The sequence below is a fragment of the Bacillus sp. B.PNR1 genome (assembly GCF_030386235.1).
In the GTDB taxonomy this organism is placed as follows: Bacteria; Bacillota; Bacilli; order Bacillales; family Bacillaceae; genus Bacillus; species Bacillus stercoris.
The window spans coordinates 2,117,274-2,141,500 of record NZ_JANYMN010000001.1; the positions used below are offsets into that span (position 1 = coordinate 2,117,274).

General features: G+C 44.1%; 24 protein-coding genes, 9 tRNA genes, 1 pseudogene and 1 riboswitch. Of the genes and pseudogenes, 7 read left to right on the forward strand and 27 right to left on the reverse strand.

Features of this window, described 5'->3' with window-relative positions; genetic code table 11:
- Nucleotides 1–154 precede the first annotated feature (154 nt).
- The 8 genes from yhbH to queG form a co-directional block, all read right to left on the reverse strand.
- Complete coding sequence (gene yhbH / locus NZD81_RS11115) at nt 155–1,333, reverse strand: sporulation protein YhbH (RefSeq protein WP_014663305.1); 1,179 nt, start codon at nt 1,331–1,333, stop codon at nt 155–157.
- A 179-nt stretch (nt 1,334–1,512) separates the two neighbouring features.
- Complete coding sequence (gene prkA / locus NZD81_RS11120; RefSeq protein WP_003224051.1) at nt 1,513–3,408, reverse strand: serine/threonine protein kinase PrkA; 1,896 nt, start codon at nt 3,406–3,408, stop codon at nt 1,513–1,515.
- 348 nt (nt 3,409–3,756) lie between these two features.
- Nucleotides 3,757–4,464: a hypothetical protein gene (locus tag NZD81_RS11125; RefSeq protein ID WP_282374108.1), complete on the reverse strand. Its 708-nt coding sequence runs from the start codon at nt 4,462–4,464 to the stop codon at nt 3,757–3,759.
- A gap of 11 nt (nt 4,465–4,475) precedes the next feature.
- Nucleotides 4,476–5,189: a bactofilin family protein gene (locus NZD81_RS11130; RefSeq protein ID WP_282374107.1), complete on the reverse strand. Its 714-nt coding sequence runs from the start codon at nt 5,187–5,189 to the stop codon at nt 4,476–4,478.
- Nucleotides 5,180–5,821, reverse strand: a complete 642-nt coding sequence (locus NZD81_RS11135) for a YhbD family protein (RefSeq protein ID WP_282374106.1) — start codon at nt 5,819–5,821, stop codon at nt 5,180–5,182. Before NZD81_RS11135 ends, NZD81_RS11130 begins: the two co-directional genes overlap by 10 nt.
- A gap of 123 nt (nt 5,822–5,944) precedes the next feature.
- Nucleotides 5,945–6,427, reverse strand: coding sequence for a tRNA (uridine(34)/cytosine(34)/5-carboxymethylaminomethyluridine(34)-2'-O)-methyltransferase TrmL (trmL, locus tag NZD81_RS11140; protein WP_003233442.1), 483 nt, complete (start codon nt 6,425–6,427; stop codon nt 5,945–5,947).
- Between the two features lie 37 nt (nt 6,428–6,464).
- A complete protein-coding gene (locus NZD81_RS11145; RefSeq protein WP_083252829.1) occupies nt 6,465–7,394 on the reverse strand; it encodes an amidase domain-containing protein in 930 nt (309 codons plus the stop codon).
- 66 nt (nt 7,395–7,460) lie between these two features.
- Complete coding sequence (gene queG, locus NZD81_RS11150) at nt 7,461–8,621, reverse strand: tRNA epoxyqueuosine(34) reductase QueG (RefSeq protein WP_103031783.1); 1,161 nt, start codon at nt 8,619–8,621, stop codon at nt 7,461–7,463.
- A gap of 82 nt (nt 8,622–8,703) precedes the next feature.
- Between queG and NZD81_RS11155 the strand changes: the two genes are divergently transcribed.
- Nucleotides 8,704–9,327 (forward strand): B3/B4 domain-containing protein, encoded by a 624-nt coding sequence (locus tag NZD81_RS11155; protein WP_040083647.1) that lies wholly within the window; start codon nt 8,704–8,706, stop codon nt 9,325–9,327.
- 90 nt (nt 9,328–9,417) lie between these two features.
- Here NZD81_RS11155 and NZD81_RS11160 read toward each other — a convergent pair.
- Nucleotides 9,418–9,491, reverse strand: a tRNA-Gly gene (locus NZD81_RS11160).
- 193 nt (nt 9,492–9,684) lie between these two features.
- Between NZD81_RS11160 and NZD81_RS11165 the strand changes: the two genes are divergently transcribed.
- Together NZD81_RS11165 and NZD81_RS11170 are read left to right on the forward strand one after the other, a co-directional pair.
- The gene (locus NZD81_RS11165) at nt 9,685–9,885 is read left to right on the forward strand and encodes a helix-turn-helix transcriptional regulator (RefSeq protein ID WP_009966860.1); all 201 of its coding nucleotides are present in this window, start codon (nt 9,685–9,687) and stop codon (nt 9,883–9,885) included.
- A gap of 1 nt (nt 9,886) precedes the next feature.
- Nucleotides 9,887–10,360 carry a hypothetical protein gene (locus NZD81_RS11170; RefSeq protein ID WP_040083648.1) on the forward strand — a complete coding sequence of 158 codons (474 nt, stop codon included), beginning with the start codon at nt 9,887–9,889 and terminating at the stop codon, nt 10,358–10,360.
- Between the two features lie 17 nt (nt 10,361–10,377).
- Here the strand turns inward: NZD81_RS11170 and rpsN are convergent, their stop codons facing one another.
- The 6 genes from rpsN to NZD81_RS11200 form a co-directional block, all read right to left on the reverse strand.
- Nucleotides 10,378–10,647, reverse strand: a complete 270-nt coding sequence (gene rpsN, locus NZD81_RS11175; protein WP_040083649.1) for a 30S ribosomal protein S14 — start codon at nt 10,645–10,647, stop codon at nt 10,378–10,380.
- Nucleotides 10,648–10,760: 113 nt separating this feature from the next.
- The gene (locus tag NZD81_RS11180; RefSeq protein WP_069150758.1) at nt 10,761–11,297 is read right to left on the reverse strand and encodes a hypothetical protein; all 537 of its coding nucleotides are present in this window, start codon (nt 11,295–11,297) and stop codon (nt 10,761–10,763) included.
- A 100-nt stretch (nt 11,298–11,397) separates the two neighbouring features.
- Nucleotides 11,398–12,528 (reverse strand): FMNH2-dependent alkanesulfonate monooxygenase, encoded by a 1,131-nt coding sequence (gene ssuD / locus NZD81_RS11185; RefSeq protein ID WP_040083650.1) that lies wholly within the window; start codon nt 12,526–12,528, stop codon nt 11,398–11,400.
- Between the two features lie 20 nt (nt 12,529–12,548).
- Nucleotides 12,549–13,379 carry an ABC transporter permease gene (locus NZD81_RS11190; protein WP_205440551.1) on the reverse strand — a complete coding sequence of 277 codons (831 nt, stop codon included), beginning with the start codon at nt 13,377–13,379 and terminating at the stop codon, nt 12,549–12,551.
- Nucleotides 13,376–14,374, reverse strand: a complete 999-nt coding sequence (locus tag NZD81_RS11195; protein ID WP_205440550.1) for an aliphatic sulfonate ABC transporter substrate-binding protein — start codon at nt 14,372–14,374, stop codon at nt 13,376–13,378. Before NZD81_RS11195 ends, NZD81_RS11190 begins: the two co-directional genes overlap by 4 nt.
- 17 nt (nt 14,375–14,391) lie before the next feature.
- The gene (locus NZD81_RS11200) at nt 14,392–15,159 is read right to left on the reverse strand and encodes an ABC transporter ATP-binding protein (RefSeq protein ID WP_147771674.1); all 768 of its coding nucleotides are present in this window, start codon (nt 15,157–15,159) and stop codon (nt 14,392–14,394) included.
- Nucleotides 15,160–15,562: 403 nt separating this feature from the next.
- Here NZD81_RS11200 and katA point away from each other — a divergent pair, with 403 nt between their 5' ends.
- On the forward strand, nt 15,563–17,014 hold the full coding sequence (gene katA, locus NZD81_RS11205) for a catalase KatA (RefSeq protein WP_069149242.1): 1,452 nt from the start codon (nt 15,563–15,565) through the stop codon (nt 17,012–17,014).
- 24 nt (nt 17,015–17,038) lie between these two features.
- On the opposite strand, the gene senS is transcribed toward katA, so the two are convergent.
- Nucleotides 17,039–17,236: a transcriptional regulator SenS gene (senS, locus tag NZD81_RS11210; RefSeq protein ID WP_147771673.1), complete on the reverse strand. Its 198-nt coding sequence runs from the start codon at nt 17,234–17,236 to the stop codon at nt 17,039–17,041.
- Nucleotides 17,237–17,484: 248 nt separating this feature from the next.
- Between senS and NZD81_RS11215 the strand changes: the two genes are divergently transcribed.
- Complete coding sequence (locus NZD81_RS11215) at nt 17,485–18,840, forward strand: FAD-binding oxidoreductase (RefSeq protein ID WP_282374105.1); 1,356 nt, start codon at nt 17,485–17,487, stop codon at nt 18,838–18,840.
- Between the two features lie 37 nt (nt 18,841–18,877).
- Here the strand turns inward: NZD81_RS11215 and thiC are convergent, their stop codons facing one another.
- Complete coding sequence (gene thiC / locus NZD81_RS11220; RefSeq protein ID WP_282374104.1) at nt 18,878–20,650, reverse strand: phosphomethylpyrimidine synthase ThiC; 1,773 nt, start codon at nt 20,648–20,650, stop codon at nt 18,878–18,880.
- A 132-nt stretch (nt 20,651–20,782) separates the two neighbouring features.
- Nucleotides 20,783–20,890, reverse strand: a riboswitch (TPP riboswitch).
- Between the two features lie 59 nt (nt 20,891–20,949).
- Nucleotides 20,950–21,651 (reverse strand): Type 1 glutamine amidotransferase-like domain-containing protein, encoded by a 702-nt coding sequence (locus tag NZD81_RS11225; RefSeq protein WP_147772415.1) that lies wholly within the window; start codon nt 21,649–21,651, stop codon nt 20,950–20,952.
- A gap of 41 nt (nt 21,652–21,692) precedes the next feature.
- Here NZD81_RS11225 and NZD81_RS21285 point away from each other — a divergent pair.
- Nucleotides 21,693–21,962, forward strand: a pseudogene (locus NZD81_RS21285) (spore coat protein).
- Between the two features lie 83 nt (nt 21,963–22,045).
- Here the strand turns inward: NZD81_RS21285 and NZD81_RS11235 are convergent.
- Complete coding sequence (locus tag NZD81_RS11235) at nt 22,046–22,249, reverse strand: hypothetical protein (RefSeq protein ID WP_014663285.1); 204 nt, start codon at nt 22,247–22,249, stop codon at nt 22,046–22,048.
- Between the two features lie 140 nt (nt 22,250–22,389).
- Here NZD81_RS11235 and spo0M point away from each other — a divergent pair, with 140 nt between their 5' ends.
- The gene (gene spo0M / locus NZD81_RS11240) at nt 22,390–23,166 is read left to right on the forward strand and encodes a sporulation control protein Spo0M (RefSeq protein WP_282374103.1); all 777 of its coding nucleotides are present in this window, start codon (nt 22,390–22,392) and stop codon (nt 23,164–23,166) included.
- A 77-nt stretch (nt 23,167–23,243) separates the two neighbouring features.
- On the opposite strand, the gene NZD81_RS11245 is transcribed toward spo0M, so the two are convergent.
- The 8 genes from NZD81_RS11245 to NZD81_RS11280 form a co-directional block, all read right to left on the reverse strand.
- Nucleotides 23,244–23,325, reverse strand: a tRNA-Leu gene (locus NZD81_RS11245).
- Between the two features lie 256 nt (nt 23,326–23,581).
- Nucleotides 23,582–23,670: transfer RNA gene (locus NZD81_RS11250), tRNA-Leu, on the reverse strand.
- A 7-nt stretch (nt 23,671–23,677) separates the two neighbouring features.
- Nucleotides 23,678–23,748: transfer RNA gene (locus tag NZD81_RS11255), tRNA-Cys, on the reverse strand.
- A 5-nt stretch (nt 23,749–23,753) separates the two neighbouring features.
- A tRNA-Gly gene (locus tag NZD81_RS11260) sits at nt 23,754–23,828 on the reverse strand.
- Between the two features lie 48 nt (nt 23,829–23,876).
- Nucleotides 23,877–23,948, reverse strand: a tRNA-Gln gene (locus NZD81_RS11265).
- A 9-nt stretch (nt 23,949–23,957) separates the two neighbouring features.
- A tRNA-His gene (locus tag NZD81_RS11270) sits at nt 23,958–24,033 on the reverse strand.
- Nucleotides 24,034–24,057: 24 nt separating this feature from the next.
- A tRNA-Trp gene (locus NZD81_RS11275) sits at nt 24,058–24,131 on the reverse strand.
- A gap of 5 nt (nt 24,132–24,136) precedes the next feature.
- A tRNA-Tyr gene (locus NZD81_RS11280) sits at nt 24,137–24,221 on the reverse strand.
- Nucleotides 24,222–24,227: the final 6 nt, after the last annotated feature.

The following is a 24,227-nucleotide window of genomic DNA, read 5'->3' on the forward strand; positions in this document are numbered from 1 at the left end:
TTTCACCTCATTCCTCAATAATAGTTCACAAGATAAAATATTAATAAATGAAAGAAGATTTGTCAAAGGAAAAATTTCTTTTTCTCCCGTATTTTTTCCGCAAGCGTTTTCTTACTTTTATTAAATAAAAAAAAGCCCTGAAATGGGCTTTTCATTACGAAAATTGATGGCTTACACCAGACTCTTCATTTCTGAAAAAGCTCTTCAGCGCCTGAAAAACATCAGATTTCTGTTTTAAAATATAGTACTTAAATTTATCATCTTTCACATTTTTATATGCAGACATTAACGTTGAATGCCTGTTGTACTGATTGACCTCGCCGTAGCAGAATAGATTGGCCTTCTTCATAATATCATTAACCAATTTCACACAGCGCGCGTTGTCAGATGTCAGGTTGTCACCGTCAGAAAAATGAAACGGGTAAATGTTATAGCGAGCGGGATTGTACTTTTCATCAATAAGCTCAAGCGACTTCCGATATACGGAAGAACAGATGGTTCCGCCGCTTTCTCCCTTTGAGAAAAAATCCTCCTCCGAGACAACTCTTGCTTCTGTATGATGGGCAATAAATTCAATTTCCACAGTCTCGTATTTCGTCCGCAAAAAACGGGTCATCCAGAAAAAGAAGCTTCTGGCCATGTATTTTTCCCAAACCCCCATACTGCCGCTTGTATCCATCATTGCTAAAACGACAGCTTTTGATTCAGGCTTTGTGATGTCATTCCACGTCTTATACTTCAGGTCCTCCGGATAAATTGGATAGAACGACGGCTTTCCTGACATTGCGTTTCGTTTAAAGGCTGACATCATTGTTCTTTTCTTATCAATGTTACCGGTTAACCCTGTTTTACGAATATCATTAAACTCAATATCTGTATGAATAATATTGTCCCGCTCTTTTTGCTGGAGATTCGGAAGCTCTAATTCTTTAAAAAGCGCTTCTTCTAAATCCATTAATGAAACTTCCGCTTCATAATAATCCTCGCCTGCCTGATCACCGGCACCCTGCCCTTTTCCTGGCCCTTGTTTTTTGTCTGATCCATCCCGGGCCACAACATCACCAACCTGGCTGTCGCCGTCTCCTTGCCCTACATGTTTATTCTTATCATAGTTGTAACGGATTTTATACTCATCAAGTGAACGGATTGGGATTTTCACTACATCTTTTCCATTAGACATAATAATGCTTTCCTCAGTTACGAGGTCCGGAAGATTGTTTTTGATCGCTTCCTGCACCTTTTTCTGGTGACGCTGCTGGTCATCGAAGCCTTTGCGATGGAGGGACCAGTTTTCCTCAGAAATCAAAAAATGGCCGCTGTCATTTTGGGACATGAATTCCCCTCCTTAACCATTTGTGGTCGTGATACATACGTATTCCGGCTTGTGCCAGATTATGAAACAAGTCTTTTGAAAAGATTTATATTCATCATATGCACAAAAGCACGTTTAATTGACAAACTATTTAGAAAATGGGACAAAATAACCCGCCCTATTCGGACGGGTCACGTTGCTTATCGGTTCAGCAGGCTGCCGACATATTTCAGCAGCTCATTGGCGCTCGTCGAGTTGTAGCCGTGCTCATCAATTAAACGGGCCACGACTTCATTTACCTTTTTCAGCTGCTGCTCATCCGGCGTTTTTGTTGAAGTCGTAATTTTAACGACATCCTTCAGATCAGCAAACAGCTTTTTCTGAATTGCTTCACGCAGTCTTTCATGGGAATTGTAATCAAACCGCTTGCCTTTTCTCGCATAGGCCGAGATGCGGATTAAAATTTCTTCGCGGAACGCTTTTTTGGCGTTTTCCGAAATGCCGATCTGCTCCTCGATGGATCTCATTAGCTTTTCGTCAGGGTTCATTTCTTCTCCTGTCAAAGGATCACGAAGCTTATTTTTATTGCAATAAGCCTCTACGTTATCGAGGTAATTGTCCATAAGTGTTTTTGCTGATTCTTCATACGAATACACAAACGCTTTTTGGACTTCCTTTTTCGCAATGTCGTCATATTCCTTGCGGGCGGCAGAAATAAAATTCAAATACCGCTCCCTGTCCTCGCTTGAAATTGATGGATGCTGATCAAGACCTTCTTTTAAGGAACGAAGGACATCGAGAGAATTAATTGACTCCATATTTTTTCTGATAATCGTTGAAGAAATCCGGTTGATCACGTACCGCGGATCAATGCCGCTCATTCCTTCATCATTATATTCTTTTTTCATATCCTCAACGTCGACGGAATTATATCCTTCCACACTTTCTCCATCATACAGTCTCATTTTCTTGACCAGATCAATATCCGACCGCTTTGGCTCTTTTAACCGGGTAAGGATTGAGAACATCGCGGCGACCTTCAAAGTATGAGGGGCAATATGAACATCCGACACATCGCTCTCTGCGATCATTTTTTCATAAATTCTCTCTTCCTCAGACACTTTTAAATTATAAGGAACCGGCATCACGATGATTCTCGAGTGCAGGGCTTCATTCTTCTTATTAGAAATGAATGAGCGATACTCCGTTTCATTCGTGTGCGCCACGATCAGCTCATCAGCAGAAATTAACGCAAACCGCCCCGCTTTAAAATTCCCTTCCTGTGTCAATGAAAGCAAATGCCAGAGAAATTTCTCATCACATTTCAGCATCTCCTGAAACTCCATCATCCCGCGGTTCGCTTTGTTCAGCTCTCCGTCAAACCGGTAAGCGCGCGGATCTGATTCCGAACCGTACTCGGCGATTGTCGAGAAATCAATACTCCCGGTCAAATCGGCAATATCCTGAGATTTTGGGTCAGATGGACTGAATGTTCCAATTCCCGTACGTTTATCTTCTGAAAAGAAGATGCGCTCCACCTTCACATCCTCAATTCTTCCTCCGTACTCTTCCTCCAGCCTCATGACATTTAAAGGAGAAAGACTTCCCTCTATTCTAATACCGTATTCTCTGTAAAAGTCATCACGTAAATGGTGGGGGATTAAATGTAGAGGGTCTTCGTGCATTGGGCAGCCTTTAATCGCATATACAGCGCCATTATCTGTCAGCGTGTATGCTTCGAGACCTTTTTTAAGCATCGTGACCAACGTGGATTTACCGCCGCTCACAGGTCCCATCAACAATAGAATCCGCTTTCTGACATCTAGACGTTTGGCAGCCGGATGAAAATACTCTTCCACAAGACGCTCCAGAGATTCTTCAAGCCCAAACAGCTCACGGTCAAAAAAACTGTACTTCTTGCGTCCGTCAATCTCCTCTATCCCGCTGTCTTTTATCATATTAAAAACTCGAGAATGAGCAGATTGCGCGACCATCGGATTTTCTTTAATAATCTCCAAATAATCGGCGAAAGTTCCTTCCCATTTCAGCCGCTGCTCTTCCTCTCTGTACTGTTCAATTTTCTTTAATATATCCATAAGGACCTCCTCTATCATGTTTGATACACTATGCAAATAAGGTACTTTGTTACAATCTATGCCGCCAACTCGTGATACATGCTTTGGTTTCTTAAAAATAAAGATACTTATACATCGTTGACAAGGCCGACTGCGACCGTTCATAATAAAGAAAAATACAGAATCATCCAGACTCGGACAGCACGGAAAAATTGAAGAGGGGGAGAGACGGTGAAAACAATCATCATGATGGGGGTCATTGTCACTTTTTTAGTATCAATTTTTACTGCAGGATACGATAGCAAGCCTGGAAAAGAATAAAAAGGGTGCTCCTGAAAGAGCACCCTTTTTGTATAACAGAACAATGTTTTACAGTTTTGTTTTTTCTTTAATCTGTGAATGTTGATCACATTCGTATCTGTTTTCGTACTCAATTGTTCCGATACTGCATCCCGGCCCGATAATCACTTCTTTTCCCCTGACAACTGCCGCATCGGTATTCTCCAAATAAACCTTATCTCCTTCTATGACGTCTGCGATCAGTTTCACTTTCTTCCGGTTAAAAAAGCTCGTGCGTCTTTTCACAGTAATTGTTGTTCCGCCGATTTCGCGCACATGGCTTATATCATGGCTCAATCCTAGCTTGATGTCACCAGCATTTAATAACCCTGATACATCAACACAGCCTGTTCCATGGAACCTTTCTGTTTCACAATCACCTTTTACGCTAAGCTTCCCTTTCACATCGCACGATTCTCCAGTCATACTCCCGGAAATCTCTGTCAGGCCCTTCAAATTAAAGCGATCAAATTGAAGTGAGCCGCTGACTTTCATTGTGCCAAAAATATTGATTCTTCCCGCGGTCAGATTGCCTTTAAACTCACTTTCTCCGAACACACGCAGCCGCTCAGTCTCTGCAGTCCCGAGAAAGCAGCCTGTTCCGAATATGCGGCAGCCCGCAGCAGACAGCCCATCACCGACCACACCTTCACCTTTGATGACGACATTGTGATACGTGCCTCCGGCGGCATGGCCAGCGCCATATAATTTTAAATTTCCCAGTTTTGTTGTCTCCATTACGTTCCTCCTCACACCTTCGTGCATGTTTCTACCAATGCGCTTGGATCACAAGTATAGTCACCGCTGTATTCGACGGTTTCAATCCGGCAATCCGGACCGATTATCACTTTATTTCCGCGCACGGTTTTCGCCTTTGTATTTGTCAATTCAATCACGTCACCTTCGATCAGCTCTGCCGTTAGAACAGGCTGCGGCATCAATCTGAGTAATGTCAGCATTCCTTTTCTGCAGGTCACTTGAAGATGGCGGCAGCCGATCTCCCGTACATCGCTTTCCCCGGAACAAAGCTTAATGGTCACTTGGTCTGCATTTAAAAGACCGCTGATTTTGCATTTCCCTTCTGATTGAAAGGTTTCCGTTTCACAATCCGCTTCCATAATGGTTTTTCCGCTAATGTCAATCTCATCAGCCTTGACAGTCCCGCCAAATGTTGATGATCCAGCGATTTTCAATTGTTTTGCTGATGCCTCTCCTTGAATAAAACCAGTGCCATTAATCCGAATAGATTCAGCTTCAACGTCTCCATGTATCTTTCCTGAACCGCTGATGGTTACCGTTTTCGCTTTGACGCTGCCGTCAGCTTTTCCCGTTCCATTAAAAGAAAAAGTGTCACACTCCACGTCTCCAGCCACTGTTCCGCTTCCGTTAATCTCAACTGATTGAAATGTTCCTCCCTTTGAACTTCCCGATCCATTTATCACTAACTTTTCCACTACATCCATTGTTGGCCCTCCTGCATATATGTTGTTTTTAATTCCTCTGAAGCTTTTAATAAATCTACCCGTTCCACAACCTTGACGGATGATTCAAACAAAATGCTGTCTGCCGCAGCCGCTATAAAACAAGTTGTAACACCGAGCTTGCGCAGCACAATCAGTTCCGTCTGTTTTTCAATCTTTTCAGTATCATGCTTCTTCAATACCTCTGCAGCCATTTTTGCTTCTGCCAAGCTGACATTTCCAGACTGCAGCAGTCCTTCAAGCACATACAGCGACAGCAAGTCGGGGGATGAAAAAACCGGACTACTTCCGTCTTCTGAATAGACTTCAAGTGCAGGCTTTGAGATCAAACCTTTACGCAGCAATTCATCAGCGGTCATGCTGACATCCTTCATCTTCGGTGACAGCATTTCCCTCATTTCATCCAGAGACAAGTTTTCCTTCATTTTTTGAATCATTGAGATACGTTTTAAAATATCCTCCCTCGGAAAAAACGTCTCCTGCCCTGTGAAAGTGGATTTGCGAATAAACCATTCCTCGGGTATTAAATTTTTTCGCTTCCATCGATACAGCTGACCGTATGAAATCGATGTTCTTTCAAGTAATTCTTTTTTAGAGATTAATTGTTCCTCCATAAGTCCAGCTCCTTTGATGGGTACATTGTAACATAACACTGTTACGTTGTTAAGCCCGAAAACGAAACAAAGTATTTCAACAGGCACAAAAAAACCGCCCATCAGCGATGAGCGGGTTTTTCACTATTTTAAATCACGGTAATTTTGCTGACGCAGCGCTTCATAAACGAGAATCGCGGCAGTGTTGGACAGGTTTAACGATCTGACGTGCTCTGTCATTGGAAGACGCAGGCAGCGGTCCATATTATTTTGAATTAAATCCTTTGGCAAACCGCTTGTTTCTCTTCCGAACACAAAGAAATAATCCTCGTCAAGATCAGTGTAATCAAATGATGTATGAGGCTGCTGGCCAAATTTCGTAATAAAGAAAAATTGGCCTTTTTCATATGCCTCAAACAATTCCTCTAACGAATCATGATACACAACATTAACAAACTCCCAATAATCGAGTCCGGCACGCTTCAGCATTTTATCATCCGTTGAAAAGCCGAGCGGACGAATCAGGTGGAGCGTAGTATTGGTTGCTGCACAAGTACGCGCAATATTCCCTGTGTTAGCGGGAATTTCTGGTTGATATAAAACGACATGTAATGCCACAATGTTCACCTCTGTTTTTCTTATCCGCCCATCATTATAACATTAATTACTCTTTTGTCGTATCATCAACGATATGAAAAAAAGCATATCGTATTGACGGCGTGTATGCCGTTGAATCCTCATATGACCAATACCTCATCCGGCTGTCATAGGTCTGGGCGTTAACAAGCGGCATATTGCCTTTGTCCTTTGCCACGACAATCGTTGTATGATTAAACCGGCCGTCTCCTTCGAAGTCATAGCAAATCACATCGCCCGGCATCAGTTCTTCCGCTGATTTCACCCGCACCGCACGCAGTCCGGCCTTTGAATTCGACAAATACATTTTCATCGAATGAGCCACCGTCCAGCTGTAGCTCCATGAGCTTTGTTTCATCCACCAGCCTGATCCTCTGTTCGGATGGCCGCGCATTGGCGCGCCTCCCGCATGAAGACACTGAGAAATAAAATTGGTACAGTTATCGCTGAAATTTTTATAAGCAGGATTGCGCTTGTTCCAAAATTTCTCGGCATATTGCACAGCGCCGAGACGATCGTATTGAAAAGCCCTGCCAAACGCTTCTCTTTCCTCTTCAGAATAGTCAATAATGCTGGTCCCTTCATGAAATCCAGCCGGCTTTTTCGCAATTTCCTGATCACTAATCAAAATGTGATCATACAGGAAAGCCCTTCGCTCCTCTATGTGCTCTTCTATATACAAGCTGTCGTCCTGTTCCTTACACACGTATTCGTAATGGATGGTATACGAAAGGCAGGTCGTTCCGTCATCCTCAACCCGCACATGATTAATCACGGCCTTTGCTTTCGCTTTTATGATGTCAACTTTACGTTTTTCCAGAAGCTTTTTCTTACGCTCCATGACTTTAAGGTCTCCGACTTGAGACTCCTGTCTCATATCATGCCCGTTAACCAGAAAGCCCAGCCGCTCCTCCGCTAATTGTTCTAAAATGTGCTTCAAGCTCACCCCACCCGCCATACTTTTTTATAGAGAAAAAACACTTGGATGATCTCAAGTGTTTTTTCCTTCTGCTCTATACGTATGTCAGGACAGGCCTTGTTTAGTCATGCCTGAAGCTTTTAGCAACTCAATTCCTTTTTCAATTTCCAGCTTTGCCTCTTCATCCTTCTCTTTTTCCAGCGCTTTTTCAAGCTCTTCCATGTATACGGTGTCTCCGATTTTACCGATTGCCCATGCGGCTGTCCCCCTGATGACAGGACGCGGGTCCTTGTGCATCAGATCCGCCAATTCAGGCAGTGCGGAGGTATCCTTAAAATGCGCAAGCGCGAGAATGGCGTTTCGCTGAATCGGTTTTTTTCCGCGCCAAGAACCTGAGACATGACCGAATTTCTCCTTAAATTCCCGATTGCTGATGGTCAAGAGCGGCTTCAATAACGGTTTGGCAATCTCAGGATCAGGCTCCATTTCCGGATGAAGATGAAAGTCCTTCCCTTTATTGAGAGGACATACCGTTTGGCACGTATCGCACCCATACAGGCGGTTTCCGATCTTTGTCCGGAATTCATCAGGCAAAAATCCTTTTGTCTGGGTCAGAAAAGAGATGCAGCGCTGCGCATTAAGCTGCCCCGGATTAACCAGTGCTCCCGTCGGACAGGCGTCCAAACATTTCGTGCAGGAGCCGCACATATCTTCAATCGGCACATCAGGATCGAAAGGGATATTTGTGATCATTTCCGCCAAATACACATAAGAGCCATACTCTGGCGTTGTGATCATACAGTTTTTCGCGCTGAATCCGATGCCGGCACGTTCCGCAACGGCGCGATCAGACAATTCACCTGTATCAACCATTGACTTCGTTCTGATATCCTCATGCTTGCTTTTTAGAAATTCCTCCAGCAGATCGAGCTTTTCCCTCAGCACATCATGATAGTCTTTGCCCCAGGAGGCTCTGCAAAAAATGCCCCTGCGCTCAGATCTCGTGCTTCTTGGCGCATCCTTCATTCTGGAAGGATATGCGAGAGCAATCGCCACTATTGATTTCGCTTTCGGCAACAGAAGCTTCGGCGTCACCCTTTTCTCAATATCCGGCTCTTCAAAGCCGGAGAGATAGCCGAGTGATTCTTGAAGAATCAAACGGTCTTTTAAACTGTCAAAAGTATCAGCGGTCGTAAAACCAATCTTGTCCACGCCAATGCTTTTCGCGTATTCAATTAATTCTTCTTTGAGCTGATAAACGTTCATGTTTTGCACAGCCTCCTTTCTTTGTGATAAAACGATACAGCGTTTATAATAGGTTGATATCACGTAACTGGAGTGAATGCTAGTGAATATCAAACTTGATTCTGTTATTACTGAACGTGCGGCTGGCTTACATGCAGCAGCTGTCATTTATGAGAATATCGAAGTCGGCTCCTCACCGCAAATGCTGAAAGGCAGACTCCGTCTATTCCAGGAGTCCCTGTTTTTCGACTATGCAGACGGCGGTATACCCGATGAACCCTTCGTCAAGGAATGGCGGGAACTCTTTAAACAGCTTAACCCTTCATTTGAGGGAGAAACAACCCCAATGGAGGACATGCTAATCCCGATATCAAAAGAACAATTCATGGAAAGTAAGGACTCGGCCCATGACACAATCGATTTTTTCGCATTAAAATATTCTCTGCCCATTATGATTTATGATGCCGGAAAGCTTCATGAGTCTGTCCGGATCTCATTGGGAGAAAAAGAAAACATCCTGCTTTTCTCTGATGAAAACGGCATTTTTGGCGATTTTAAAAACAGCTTCAATCAACATCCCGTTTCAAACGAGACCAAAAATATGCTGCAAATCATTTTTTTCCCGCCATCCATTGAGAAAAGCAGCGCTGTTAAACTCTTATCATCATTAACGAAAATGTTTGAACAAATTCACGGCGGCACCCATACAGTACATTGGCTTACGTAAAAGAACACGAATAACGTGTTCTTTTTTACATAAAAAAACGCAATACTTCGTTTATCCGAGAAACGAAACACTGCGTTAATAACGTATGTATGGAGCGGGTGATGAGAATCGAACTCACGACATCAGCTTGGAAGGCTGAGGTTTTACCACTAAACTACACCCGCATTTGTGAATGTCAGTAACAGTACCGCTTTGACTGTTCTTATATTACAGGTTTATTTATTTTTCGTCAAGGGAATATAAAAATTTTGTCGAAAAAAAGTTATCTTTTTGTAAAGTTGTTAAGTATCATTTACATAATGTTAAGTATACTATACAATATAATGAAACAAGAAAGTGAAGGGGACAGACGTCATGATGAAAAATAAAGTAAAAGAGCTGAGGGCACGCTTCGGCTATTCTCAGGAAAAACTCGGAGAAACGGTCGGCGTCACAAGACAGACTGTGGCAGCCATTGAAAAAGGCGATTATGTTCCCTCACTGCTGTTAGCATTGAAAATCTGCAAAGCCTTCTCCATGAAAATGGAGGATGTCTTTTGGTTAGAGGAGGAAAACTAAGATGAGCATGAAAACAAAAGCAGCTTTTCAACTGGTGTTATTTGGCCTTGCATGCTGGACGCTGATTTCATACTTTGAAGCCTCGGAAGGCATAGCATCTTTTTTCCGCACAAAGAGCGGCGGGACGGTGTTTGAAATAAACCTCACCCCCTTTGTTCTGTTTATTGCGGCGACTGCGGTTTATTTGTACTTACAGAAAAAAAGCCGCCCTGCCAGAAAGCAGCTTCTTCTGCCTGATGAATTTGAAGAGCAGGATGAAAGAGAGCAGATGATGACGGCAAAAGCATGCCGCGCTTCATATATCGCTGTCTACTTCTCGCTGCCTGCCGCTGCGGTGCTTCTCATTTTTTATCCGCTTTTTCAATCGCGCATGCCGTTTTTCCCTATTATTATTGTGTTTGTCATCATGATCATCCAGCACCTTTCCTACGTCATCTCTTTCAAGAAAAACGAAAAAAACTCCGGCGCACTGTAATCGGCCGGAGTTTTTTCTTACCAGCTTGCTTTTTTCACACCGGGAATCTGGCCTTTATGGGCCAGCTCCCTAAAAGCGATTCTGGACATTTTAAACTTTCTCATATATCCTCTCGGGCGCCCCGTTACCATGCAGCGATTGTGGAGCCTTCCCGGCGCTGAATCTTTTGGCAGCTTGCTGAGTGCCTCGTAATCTCCTTTTTCCTTCAACTCGCGTCTGATATCAGCGTATTGTTCAACAAGCTGTTGTCGTTTTAACTCTTTTGCCACTTTTGATTTTTTAGCCAAGTCACATAGCCCCCTTAACAAATCGAAATTATTACGATTTAAAATGTATCATGCACCACTCAAAAAAGCAAGCATACCGCTTTGTAAAACAGACGGCCTGAAGCCGCCCGTTTCTAATGATGCAATTTCACATAATACAGTAACGCATCTTGATGCTTAATGAGCTCTTTTTTATGTTCAGAGGTATGCATTGTCTCGTCAGTCCCTCTAATACTGCTACCAATCAAAACAGGCTTCTCGAAAGAAATCGGTTCCGGCGATGAAATATTCTGAGTCATTTCCTGTGTTGCGCTATCGTCACGTTTCACCGATGAATCAGCTGCTATATTTCCCTGTTTATCCACAATGCCAAAATGAATGGTGGTGTGTTTATCCTTTCCTTCCCCCTCTTCATTCACAAAATAAACGAATTGTATAGTATCGGTTTTTTCCTCTGAATAATCTGCACGAACTGGGCCAACCGTCTCAACAAGCTTTCCCTTTTGATAATGTTCGATGTACATGTCAGCTGAAGAAATACCTTCACCGATATTGACGGCTTCAGCAGTGAATGCCTGTGAAGCTGCAACATCCATTCTGTTTTTTTCAAAATCTGATATGTCCGCTGCTTTGATTTCCATCTGTTTTGAATGTCCGCATGCTGACAGCATAGCTATCAGGCAAATGACTGCTGCGCTTCTCAATGTTTTCAGAAAAACAGCCCCCTTTTTGAAAATCATACCATATTCGGGGGCTGTATTTTAATTAAACTCATGCATTTTTCTCTTTGACAAAATAAGTGTTTCCTACTGCTTCTCCCCTTTTGTTCTGAAGCTTTCTCGTCCGATCGTTTTCAAACGGCAAAAGTGGAAATACAAGCTCTGCAAAATAATACGCTTCTTCTAGATGCGGATAGCCGGAGAATATAAATGATTCTATGCCGAGTGCCTGATACTCCGCTATCCGGTCGGCAATAGTCTGCGGATCACCGACAAGGGCTGTTCCTGCCCCTCCTCTGACCAGACCGATCCCCGCCCACAGATTCGGGCTGATTTCAAGCTTCGTCCGATCGCCTTGATGAAGAACGGCCATCCGCTGCTGGCCTGAAGAGTCGTAACGGCTTAAAGCAGCCTGCGCTTTGGCAATGGTGTCATCATCCAAGTGGCTGATCAAGCGCTCAGCCGCTTCCCACGCCTCTTGTTCAGTTTCACGGGCAATGACATGCAGCCTAATGCCAAACCGGACAGATCTCCCTTCTTTTTCCGCCTGCTTTTTGACTCTCTCAATCTTTTCTTTTACTTGTTCAGGCGGCTCCCCCCATGTCAAGTACACGTCTGTATGCTTTGCGGCAGCTTCAATCCCTGCCTGCGACGATCCACCGAAATAGATAGGCGGATGCGGCGCTTGCTGCGGGGCGAAAAGCAGATTGCTGTTTTCCACTTTTATATGCTTTCCTTCATAGGAAACCGTTTCTCCCTGCAAAAGTTTTCGCCAAACGGTTAAAAATTCGTCTGTTGCTTCATAGCGCTCATCATGACTGATAAACAGGCCATCACCTGCCAGCTCATACGGATCGCCCCCTGCCACAACGTTGATCAGCAGCCGTCCGTCTGAAATGCGGTCTAGGGTGGATGTCATTCTGGCTGCTAAAGAAGGCTGCATTAAACCAGGTCTTACCGCGACTAAAAATTTCAAGTCCTTTGTTTCTCCTGCCAGCGCCGACGCTGTAAGCCACGGGTCCTCGCACGATCTTCCCGTCGGCAGAAGAACCCCTGTATATCCCAGCCTGTCTGCCGCCTGCGCGATTTGTTTAAAGTAAAGATGATCCGCAGTCCGTCCATCACTTTCAGATCCTAAATATCTCGCGTCTCCATGAGTCGGTATAAACCAAAGAATTTCCATATTCATCCCCCTTAGATACTCTATCCTTCGTAGCTGTTTCTCCACTTTAACAGCTTTCGTTCAAGCAGCCTGACGAAGGAATCCGTCAGCTTTCCAACCACTGCAAAAATGATAATCCCTGCAAAGACTTTGTTCGTTTGTGAAAATTGTCTCGCATCCATAATCATATAGCCGACTCCCGAGCTTGAGCCCATCAGCTCTGCTACAACGAGCCCGAGCCATGCAATGCCGAGCGATAAGCGAATGCCTAGCAATATATTGGGCAGGGCTGCCGGCAATATCACTTTGGTTATCTGCTGATGCCATTTAAATTCAAGGACCCGAGCGACTTCAAACAGCTTCGCATCAACTCCGCGGATACCGTTAAACGTATTGATATAGACGGGAAAGAAGGCACCGAGCGCAATCAGCAAAATTTTAGATACTTCGTCAAATCCGAACCATAAAATAAACAGCGGCGTGACGGCCAAATGAGGTACCGTTCTAAGCATTTGCAACGACGGATCAAGATACAGCTCCGTTCGTTTCGAGAATCCGGCCAAAATCCCGATCATCAATCCAAGTCCCGCGCCAAGCAAAAAACCAAGCGCCGCCCGATAAATGCTGATTTGCAGATGGCCGAACAGCTCACCGGACAAAATAAGCTCCTTAAAGGTCAGGGCAATCGTAACAGGCGTAGGCAGCACTGTAGCGGACACAAGCCCCAGCGCGCCGATAATCTGCCAGATGGCAATGATGACAGCGGGCAGTAAAAGCCCCTTCGTCCAGCCATACTTCTTCCTTCCGAGCTTTTTTCGCACTGCTTCCGCATTCGTTTTGGGCAGCGAGCCCGCAGCCTCTGCTTTCATCACTGATCACCTCCTGAGGAATATTCCTTTAATGCTTTTTTGATAAAAGTGTTATCCACAACATCCTTCACATCAATCTTCTTATCTATTGCCTGCGTTCGAAATTGAAAATTTGCTGTTTCCTGCTGTGCTTTCACAATATCGTCTCTAATGACCTCATTCAGGGGCTCAGTATTCTTCAGCACATTTTCGACGACCTTTTTATCGAGATCTTTAATGTCTGCATACAAGTCCGCTGCTTCATCCAGATGTTCCTTTTGCCATACAACGGCTTTATTAAACACCTTCAGAAAACGGACCACTTCGTCTGGATGCTCTTCTGAAAACTTGGTTCTTACTAAAGTAAAGCCCGGTGAATATAAATCTGTGCTTTCTCCGTTCACAAGGATTTTTGCTCCGTGTTTCATAGTTTCTAATGACAAGTACGGCTCCCAAATGGACCAGGCATCAACAGATCCGTTTTCAAACGCCGAAGCCGCTTCATCAGGCTGGAGCTGAATAATTGTCACATCATTAGCTGACAACCCGACTTGATCAAGCGCTTTATACAAAAAATCAAACCCGCTGCTGCCTTTGGCGACTGCAATTTTCTTCCCTTTTAAATCCTTGACGTCCTGAATGCCGCTGCCTTGATTCACAAGGATGCCGTTTGCTTTCAATCCGTCCTGAGACAAACCGATTTCTTTAAAGTCAATGCCTGCCGCCTGTCCAGCGATCACAGGCGAATTGCCGACCTGAGAAAAATCAAGTTTGTCTGCCGCAAGGCCTTCAAATTGGGGCGGACCGCTTTGAAACTCCACCCATTTCACTTTGATGCCTTCTTTTTCAAATACATCTTCGAACCAGCCTTTCTCCTTCGCGATCAAAAGCGGGCTTAAGCTTTGCTGAATACCAATACGAATTTCCTTCAATTGTTTGTGATCACCATTAGCTCCGTTTGCTCCGCAGCCTGCGAGCAGAAAAATAACGGCAGCCAATACAATGAGCCTTTTTTTCATTTCCGCTTCCGCCCTTTCTATATCCCTGATCCTTCAGCGTACTCCAAATCTTCTGTTTTCTCGAATTCCGACAGCACTTTCTGCCTGATCGCTTGGAAATCCGGAGTCGTCCGGTTCCGCGGATACGCCAGGTGAATGGGCATCAGCTTATGGATTTTCCCCGGTTTGGCCTTAAGGATCGCAAGCTCATTTCCTAAATAAACAGATTCATCTATATCGTGAGTCACGAGAATCATCGTTGTTTTTTTCCTCCTCCATATCTCCAGCAGCACGTCCTGCAGATGTTTTCTTGTAAAAGCGTCAAGTGCACCAAACGGTTCATCTAAAAGAAGCACCTCAGGCTCCCGCAGAAGGGCCCGGGCAATGGCAACTCTTTGTGACATGCCGCCTGACAGCTCGCGCGGATATGCTTTTTCCGATCCTTTCAATCTGACAATCTCGATCAGTTCATCCACCTTCTGTTTGACTTTTGGGTCCTTCAAATTCAAGTCGGCGGCAATATTCTGCTCAACTGTCAGCCAAGGAAAGAGGCGGTGCTCCTGAAAAATAAATCCTTGCTGAATCCCCGGAGCTGTTACGCTGCGGCCGTTGATTTCAACACTCCCGTCATATTCAGAATCAAGTCCCGCAATAATCTTTAACAGGGTGCTTTTCCCGCACCCGCTCGGTCCGATAAGCGTTAAAAATTCACCTGGTGCGATTGATAATTGTATGTTCTCTAAGACCGTGTTTTGGCGGCCCTCTTGAACAAATGACTTTTCTTTGATGCTGATGGTCACAGCCACTTTTATCCCCTCTTTCTGCCAACCCCGCCTTCAAAAAACAAAAAGGCCCCCATCTCTGTTCTTGTAGAGATGAGAGCCTTCGGCGGTCCGATCAGCTGCCCAATTGTTTTTTGTTTGAATAACATGTTAATTCAAATTATTCCGATATGTCAACTCTTTTTTAAAATGCGGTTTTTAATCCTTGTTTATCACTTACTCTGCTTGTTTCGCAAGTAGAGTAGAAAAAATGATTTCTCCGAAAATTATTAAATGCTATGCAACAGCTGATATAACAAGGTTTTTCACCATTTCCAATACTAGATATCGCTTAATATAGATAACTATTTTATAATAATTATAAAATAATATTGACTTTTTAATTAGAGGTGATATTATGTTCTTATAAATTCCAAGAGGTGATAACATGAGTTCAAATAAACTGACAACTAGCTGGGGCGCTCCGGTTGGAGATAACCAAAACTCAATGACTGCCGGTTCTCGCGGACCAACTTTAATTCAAGATGTACATTTACTCGAAAAATTGGCCCATTTCAACCGAGAACGTGTTCCTGAACGTGTTGTTCACGCTAAAGGAGCAGGCGCACACGGATATTTTGAAGTGACAAACGACGTAACAAAATATACGAAAGCCGCTTTCCTTTCTGAAGTCGGCAAACGCACACCGCTGTTCATCCGTTTCTCAACAGTTGCCGGTGAACTTGGCTCGGCTGACACAGTTCGCGACCCACGCGGATTTGCTGTTAAATTTTATACTGAAGAAGGAAACTACGACATCGTCGGCAACAATACGCCGGTATTCTTTATCCGCGATGCGATTAAGTTCCCTGATTTCATCCATACACAGAAAAGAGATCCAAAAACACACCTGAAAAATCCTACGGCTGTATGGGATTTCTGGTCACTTTCACCAGAGTCACTGCACCAAGTGACAATCCTGATGTCTGACCGCGGAATTCCTGCGACACTTCGCCACATGCACGGCTTCGGAAGCCATACATTCAAATGGACAAATGCCGAAGGCGAAGGCGTATGGATTAAATATCACTTTAAAACAGAACAAGGCGTGAAAAACCTTGATGTCAATACGGCAGCAAAAATTGCCGGAGAAAATCCTGATTACCATACAGAAGACCTTTTCAACGCAATCGAAAACGGTGATTACCCTGCATGGAAACTATATGTGCAAATCATGCCTTTAGAAGATGCAAATACGTACCGTTTCGATCCGTTTGATGTCACAAAAGTTTGGTCTCAAAAAGACTACCCGTTAATCGAGGTCGGACGCATGGTTCTAGACAGAAATCCGGAAAACTACTTTGCAGAAGTAGAACAAGCGACATTCTCACCTGGAACACTCGTGCCTGGTATTGATGTTTCACCGGATAAAATGCTTCAAGGCCGACTGTTTGCTTATCATGATGCACACCGCTACCGTGTCGGTGCAAACCATCAAGCGCTGCCAATCAACCGCGCACGCAACGAAGTGAACAATTATCAGCGTGACGGACAAATGCGCTTTGACAATAATGGCGGCGGATCTGTATACTACGAGCCTAACAGCTTCGGCGGCCCGAAAGAGTCACCTGAGGATAAGCAAGCAGCATATCCGGTACAAGGTATCGCTGACAGCGTAAGCTACGATCACAACGATCACTATACACAAGCCGGTGACCTATATCGTTTAATGAGCGAAGATGAACGTACCCGCCTTGTTGAAAATATTGTTAACGCTATGAAGCCGGTAGAAAAAGAAGAAATCAAGCTCCGTCAAATCGAGCACTTCTATAAAGCGGACCCTGAATACGGAAAACGCGTCGCAGAAGGCCTTGGATTGCCGATTAAAAAAGATGCTTAATCGAAATGCAAAAACCCGCTGTAATCAGCGGGTTTTTTTATATTTAGTTAAGCATTGCGTATGCTTCTCATCAATCTTCATATAAATTTCCTCCATGAGCTCCGCGCTGTTTATAATCTCTCGTTTGTTTTTTTCAATCAGCAGCTCGAGCGGCAAAATCTGATTCCCGTAGGTTTTTCGCTTCCTGAATCGTTTTCTTCCCTTTTCTTTTTTGACTCCCATCAATAATCCCTCCTTTTTCATACAAAAAAGGCCCTTATCTAAAAATAAGAGCCTTCGGTGTTCCGATCAGCGCGACAGTTTTGAAAATTTGTACTGACCATGTTAATTCATACAATACCGACCTGTCAACTATATTTTTAAGATATTGACGCTTTATTCGATTATATCCACGCTTTTTCCTTATACACTCTTTTACCCTGACGCATAAGCTAGAGAAACTAGAATACGTGAGAAAGAGATGTGGGAGTGTGGAAAAGACAAAACTGACCGGACGTATCGTGACAAGGGATGATCCGGACTATAACGAAGCAAGAACCAATATTAACCTGAGCTTAGAAAGGTATCCTGACATCATTGTGTTTTGCCAAAACAAACAAGATGCACTCAATGCGCTGAAATGGGCGCGTGAAAACCGTGTGCCTTTCCGTATTCGAGGCGGCAGGCACAGCTATGAAAACTTTTCCCTTTTAAATAACGGTCTTGTTATTGATTTAAGCGAAATGAAAAAAATAACTGTAAATCAGGATAAAAAGCTTGCCTATATTGAAGCAGGCGCTGAATTGGGAGAAGTCTATCGGACTCTCTGGCAATACGGCCTGACGCTTCCCGCAGGCACCATTGCTAATGTAGGGCTCACAGGTTTAACTCTCGGAGGAGGTATTGGACTTTTAACAAGGGCTGCCGGTCTTACTTGTGACCGCCTCGTGAATCTCGAGATGATAATAGCAGACGAAAAAGAGGGCGGTGATTTGGTTACAGTCAGCTCTTCAAACCATCCAGACTTATTTTGGGCGTCTCAGGGAGGCGGAGGCGGCAATTTCGGCATTGTCACCTCCATGACATTTCAAGCAGTGCCCATCTCTCAAGTGTCGATTTTTTCAATTACATGGGGCTGGGATGATTTTAAAGAAGTATTTAACACGTGGCAGCACTGGGCCCCCTATACAGATGACCGGCTTACCTCATCAATAGAGTTTTGGCCTAAAGAAGTAAACCGGATAGAGGCCCTCGGCCAATTTGTCGGTCCAAAAACAGAGTTAAAAAAACTGTTAAAGCCTTTATTGAAAGCAGGAAGCCCGATAAGCGGAATGGTAATCGCAATGCCCTTCATTGAAGCGGTAACCTTTTTTAACAGCCCGGGAGGCAATCAGCCTCAAAAAATGAAACGCTCCGGCTCTTTCATTGAAAAGCCATTATCAGAACGTGCGATTTCAACGATTAAACACTTTTTGGAGCACGCTCCGAATCAAAATGCCAGTATCTGGCAGCAGTCGCTCGGCGGAGCAGCCGGACGGATCGCTCCAGACCAAACAGCATTTTATTATCGTGATGCAATCATTGCCCAGGAATACCTAACAAACTGGACATCCCCTGAAGAAAAAAGACAAAACGTCCGCTGGATTGAGGAGCTGAGAACATCCCTTTCGAGAGAAACGATGGGGGACTACGTAAATTGGCCAGATATCGAAATCAGAAACTGGCCAAGAACATATTACGGCGAAAATGTTGAACGACTCCGCCGTGTCAAAACGAAATATGATCCAGAAAATGTTTTCCGCTTTGAACAGAGTATTCCTCCGCTTCGACGTTCTCTGTTTTTCTAAAAAAATGAAGATGGAGCATTCTCCATCTTCATCTTTTTTATTGATATAAATTGCTTCCCGTATCGACAAATTCTTTTGCTTTTTCTTTTAATCCTCTATTTATGGCTTCTGCTTCACTGAGATCGTTTTTCTTCGCATAATCTCGAATATCCTGAGAAATTCTCATGCTGCAAAACTTTGGACCGCACATGGAACAGAAGTGAGCGGTTTTTGCTCCTTCAGCCGGCAGAGTTTCATCATGATATTCAAGCGCTCTTTCCGGATCAAGAGATAGATTAAACTGATCCCGCCAGCGGAATTCAAAACGGGCTTTCGATAACGCATCATCGCGGATTTGCGCTCCGGGATGCCCTTTTGCAAGGTCCGCAGCGTGCGCAGCGATCTTATATGTAATGACTCCTTCACGAACATCATCACGGTTTGGCAGCCCTAAATGCTCCTTCGGCGTTACATAACATAGCATTGCTGTCCCATACCAACCGATCATCGCCGCTCCGATCGCTGAAGTAATATGGTCATATCCAGGGGCAATATCCGTTGTCAACGGCCCTAATGTATAAAAAGGCGCTTCTTTACAAATGTCCATTTGTTTATCGACGTTCTCTTTGATTTTATGCATCGGAACATGTCCAGGACCCTCAATCATCACTTGAACATCATGCTTCCACGCGATTTGCGTCAGCTCTCCAAGCGTCTCTAATTCAGCAAACTGTGCTTCGTCATTAGCATCGGCGATTGATCCGGGACGCAGACCATCCCCAAGAGAAAACGCAATATCATATGTTTTCATGATTTCACAGATCTCTTCAAAATGAGTGTATAAAAAGCTTTCTTGATGGTGAGCCAGACACCACTGTGCCATGATTGCGCCCCCGCGGGACACGATACCAGTTGTCCTTTTGGCAGTCAGCGGCACATACCTAAGCAAAACACCCGCGTGAATCGTAAAATAATCCACACCCTGCTCTGCCTGCTCGATCAGCGTATCACGATAAATCTCCCACGTTAAATCCTCCGCTACGCCGTTTACTTTTTCAAGCGCCTGATAAATCGGAACAGTTCCCACAGGAACAGGACAATTGCGAATAATCCATTCACGCGTCGTATGAATATCTTTTCCTGTAGAGAGATCCATCATTGTATCTGCTCCCCAGCGGATGGCCCACGTCATTTTTTCCACTTCCTCTTCAATGGATGACGTAACAGCTGAATTCCCGATATTCGCATTAATCTTCACATGAAAATTCCGGCCGATAATCATTGGCTCACTTTCAGGGTGATTAATGTTTGAAGGAATGATTGCCCGGCCGCTTGCCACCTCGTCTCTTACAAATTCGGGAGACACATGCTCTCGAATAGCGATAAACTCCATCTCAGGTGTAATGATTCCCTTTTTGGCATAGTGCATTTGGGTGACATTATGACCAGCCTTCGCCCTCAGCGGTTTCCGCTTTAGCCCTGGGTAGCTTACGTTTAGATTTGCTTTTTTATAACCATTATCTTCTGGTTTTATTGCACGACCTTCATATTCTTCCACATCACCGCGCTCTGTAATCCACTTTTGGCGGAGCGGCTTTAATCCTTCTTGAATATTAATCGTTACTCCGGGGTCCGTATACGGTCCGCTTGTATCATAGACACGCACAGGCGCGTTTTCCTCCTCGCTGAACGATCCCGTCGTCGGACTCAATGTAATCTCCCTCATCGGCACTTGGATGTCTGAAGAAGAACCTTCCACGTATACCTTTTTGCTACCAGAAAAACTTGACATAATAGAAATGTTGGCTTGCTGCACTGAATTGTTTTGCATTACTTATCCTTCCCCTCTCTACGTTTGAAAGGACAAAATCAAGCCCATAACCAGCACAAAAAACCGGATTCATAAAAATGAACCCGGTTACAGTCAGAAAGAAACATATTATTGCCCAGCACGACAATAATAAAAACAATTCCTCTACTTCCCCACGCTGGTACGAACCAGATCAGGTCCAAAGGGTTAAGAAGCTTACCTTCTCTCTCAGCCCGAAAGCGGGCACCCCCAGTAACTATTGATTTCGGACTCATCTTAACATAAAACCAATCGAAAAAAAAGAGGAATATAGAAAATATTCAGCTAATTGAATCCAAATATGTGACGGGCAACGGGATTTCAGATATCCCATGTTCATCTCTCATCACCCGATATGCCTTTGCATCCGATCTTGAACTCACAGTCTGAAACAGCTGATCATTTATGAAATGGAGAGCCGCTCCATCGTCCGCCGCATAGCCATTGCACAAGAATTCGTTAGCTATCAGCAGGTGGTATGCCGGTCTCCGATCCTTTTCCCCGTCATAATGAGGACAAAAGCTCCCTTGCAAAAAACCTAAACTTTTCATACTTGTCAGCGGCCCGGCCGAATCTGTCACGCCTTCTTCAAACCAGCATATCGCACCTGCACTTAATCCAGCTAAAATCACTCCGTTCTTCCATGCCTCTCTGAGAATAAAGTCCAGCCCCCATTCCTTCCACAGCACAAGCATATTGCGCGTATTTCCCCCGCCAACATAGATCACGTCCTTTTCCATAACAAAAGAAGTTAAATCTGTTGACGGCGGCTTAAATAAGGATAAATGAGACGGCACACAATCCATTGTTTGAAACGCATGATAAAACCGCTGAATATAGTTTTGGGAATCTCCACTCGCGGTCGGCAAAAAACAAATACGAGGTGACTCCCGTTCCGATTGATTGAGGATATATTGATCGAGGGACAAATTTTCCGGCTCCATCGAAAAACCCCCGCCTCCCATCGCAATAATCTGTTTCATCATTACACTCCCCAACAAAATTTGTTGTTTATTATAGCATTTTGAATAGAAGCAAGAAACAAAGCAAAATACTTTCTTATCAGGAGCTGCTATAAAAACCAAAGGAGGTGGCTTGCTCATTGAGTCTTTATCCCGAAGACATTTTTGATTTGTTAACAACAATAAAAACCAACATTAACAACTACACTGTCGCAATAACAGAAGCCGCAAATCCCCACATCAGAAGAGCATTGCATGATAAATTAGATACCACTGTCCATCTCCATGATGAACTGTCAGATCTTCTGTTGGAAAAAGGGTGGCTTGGGTGAGCAATTTCAATCGATTCACTTTAATCTTGCAGCAAAGACCACAAAAAGAGACGGGATCTCAAAGATGAGATGCCGTCTCTTTTTTATTGCTCCACTCTTCTTAAAGCCTCGTTTACCGTTTCTTTTATAAACGCGTCTTCACCGCTTAATCGGTCTAAACTGAGATCGCCGTTTCTCAGCCTTTCGGAAATATGGTTTATATCCTCCTCTACTGTGATTTGCAGCTCACCAGCCAAAAACATTCTGTGTAATTCATCTGCAACCAAATTTTCTTTATTCACTTCCACCTACTCCTTTGTTTTCAATATTATTCTTAGTCTGCCCTTAGGCTTAGATGAATAATAGGAAAAAAGTATGAATCAAATGAATCTTTTTTCCTCCTTCTTGCGTATACCTGTTGAGAAAAAGAAAAAGGGGAAGATCAAACATGTCATTTTTTAAGAAACTTGCGGCAAGTGCCGGAATCGGAGCTGCAAAAGTCGATACAATTTTAGAGAAAGATACATATTTTCCAGGAGAAGAAGTCCGGGGAACAGTACACGTCAAAGGCGGAAAAATCGCTCAGGACATCCGCTATATTGACTTACAGCTTAACACCAAGTACGTCATTGTAAAAGACGACGAAGAGCACCGGAAATACGCTACAATTCATTCTTTCCGGGTCACTGGTTCATTTGCCATTCAGCCTGGAGAAGAGCATCAATTTCCGTTCGCATTCACTCTGCCTCTAGATACGCCGATCACTGTAGGAAAAGTAGAGGTTGCCGTGGTGACAGACCTTGACATTCAAGGCGGTATCGACAAATCTGATCATGACCGCATTTTCGTTGAAGCGCACCCTTGGATTGAAAATGTTCTGGGAGCTATCGAAAACCTGGGCTTCCGTCTTAACGAAGCAGACTGCGAACAAGCACCCTACTTCCAGCGTCGCCTTCCGTTCGTTCAAGAATTCGAGTTCGTTCCGACTTCCGGATATTATCGTCAGATGCTTGATGAATTAGAGCTCATTTTCCTTTTAGAAGAAGACGGTTTGGAAATCATTTTCGAAGTCGACCGCAGAGCAAGAGGACTCCGAGGGTGGCTGGAAGAGATGTATAATGACGGAGAACAGCTTGTACGCGTCCGTTTCAGCCAATCAGAGCTTGAAGATGCAGAAGAGCTAGAAGAGGTACTAGAAGAGATCATAGACCAATACGCTGAGTAAGTAAAAAAAGGAGCTAAGGCTCCTTTTCTTCGATAAAATAAAAACCCGTTTCTAAATAAGAAACGGGTTCTTCAGTATACCGGTGGTCGGGGTCGAACCGACACTCCAGAAGGAACACGATTTTGAGTCGTGCGCGTCTGCCAATTCCGCCACACCGGCAAGTTTTTTACGTCGTATCTAACCGACGAATATAAATATATCATGGATCTCATAATGTGTCAACGTATTTCAAAAAAGTTTTTTTGGGAATATAAAATAGAAAGTGTTAAGAGAATCTCTATCATCGATTTCTCATAACTTAGCCAGTTATGAGAAATCAAAGCAATAAAAAAATGATCTACATAAGTAGATCATTTATAGATTAGTTATAATGATAAGACACAAACACCAATTCAACTTACCATGTAAGTAAAATTGGTGCCGAGGGCCGGACTTGAACCGGCACGGTAGTCACCTACCGCAGGATTTTAAGTCCTGTGTGTCTGCCAATTCCACCACCCCGGCAAAAGAAAGGCGACACCCGGATTCGAACCGGGGATAAAGGTTTTGCAGACCTCTGCCTTACCACTTGGCTATGCCGCCGTAATTGGAGCGGAAGACGGGATTCGAACCCGCGACCCCCACCTTGGCAAGGTGGTGTTCTACCACTGAACTACTTCCGCATTTTAATGGACTTAATACATCATATGCAGTTGATATGAAAAGTGAGACTGGGCTAGCTGGATTCGAACCAACGCATGACGGAGTCAAAGTCCGTTGCCTTACCGCTTGGCTATAGCCCAATGATAATATGGGGCGATTGATGGGAATCGAACCCACGAGTGCCAGAGCCACAATCTGGTGCGTTAACCACTTCGCCACAACCGCCATAATCTCAAGATGTCATAAATTTGGCAGGGGCAGTAGGAATCGAACCCACACCGGAGGTTTTGGAGACCTCTGTTCTACCGTTAAACTATGCCCCTATAAATGGTGGAGGGGGGCAGATTCGAACTGCCGAACCCTGAGGGAGCGGATTTACAGTCCGCCGCGTTTAGCCACTTCGCTACCCCTCCACATTA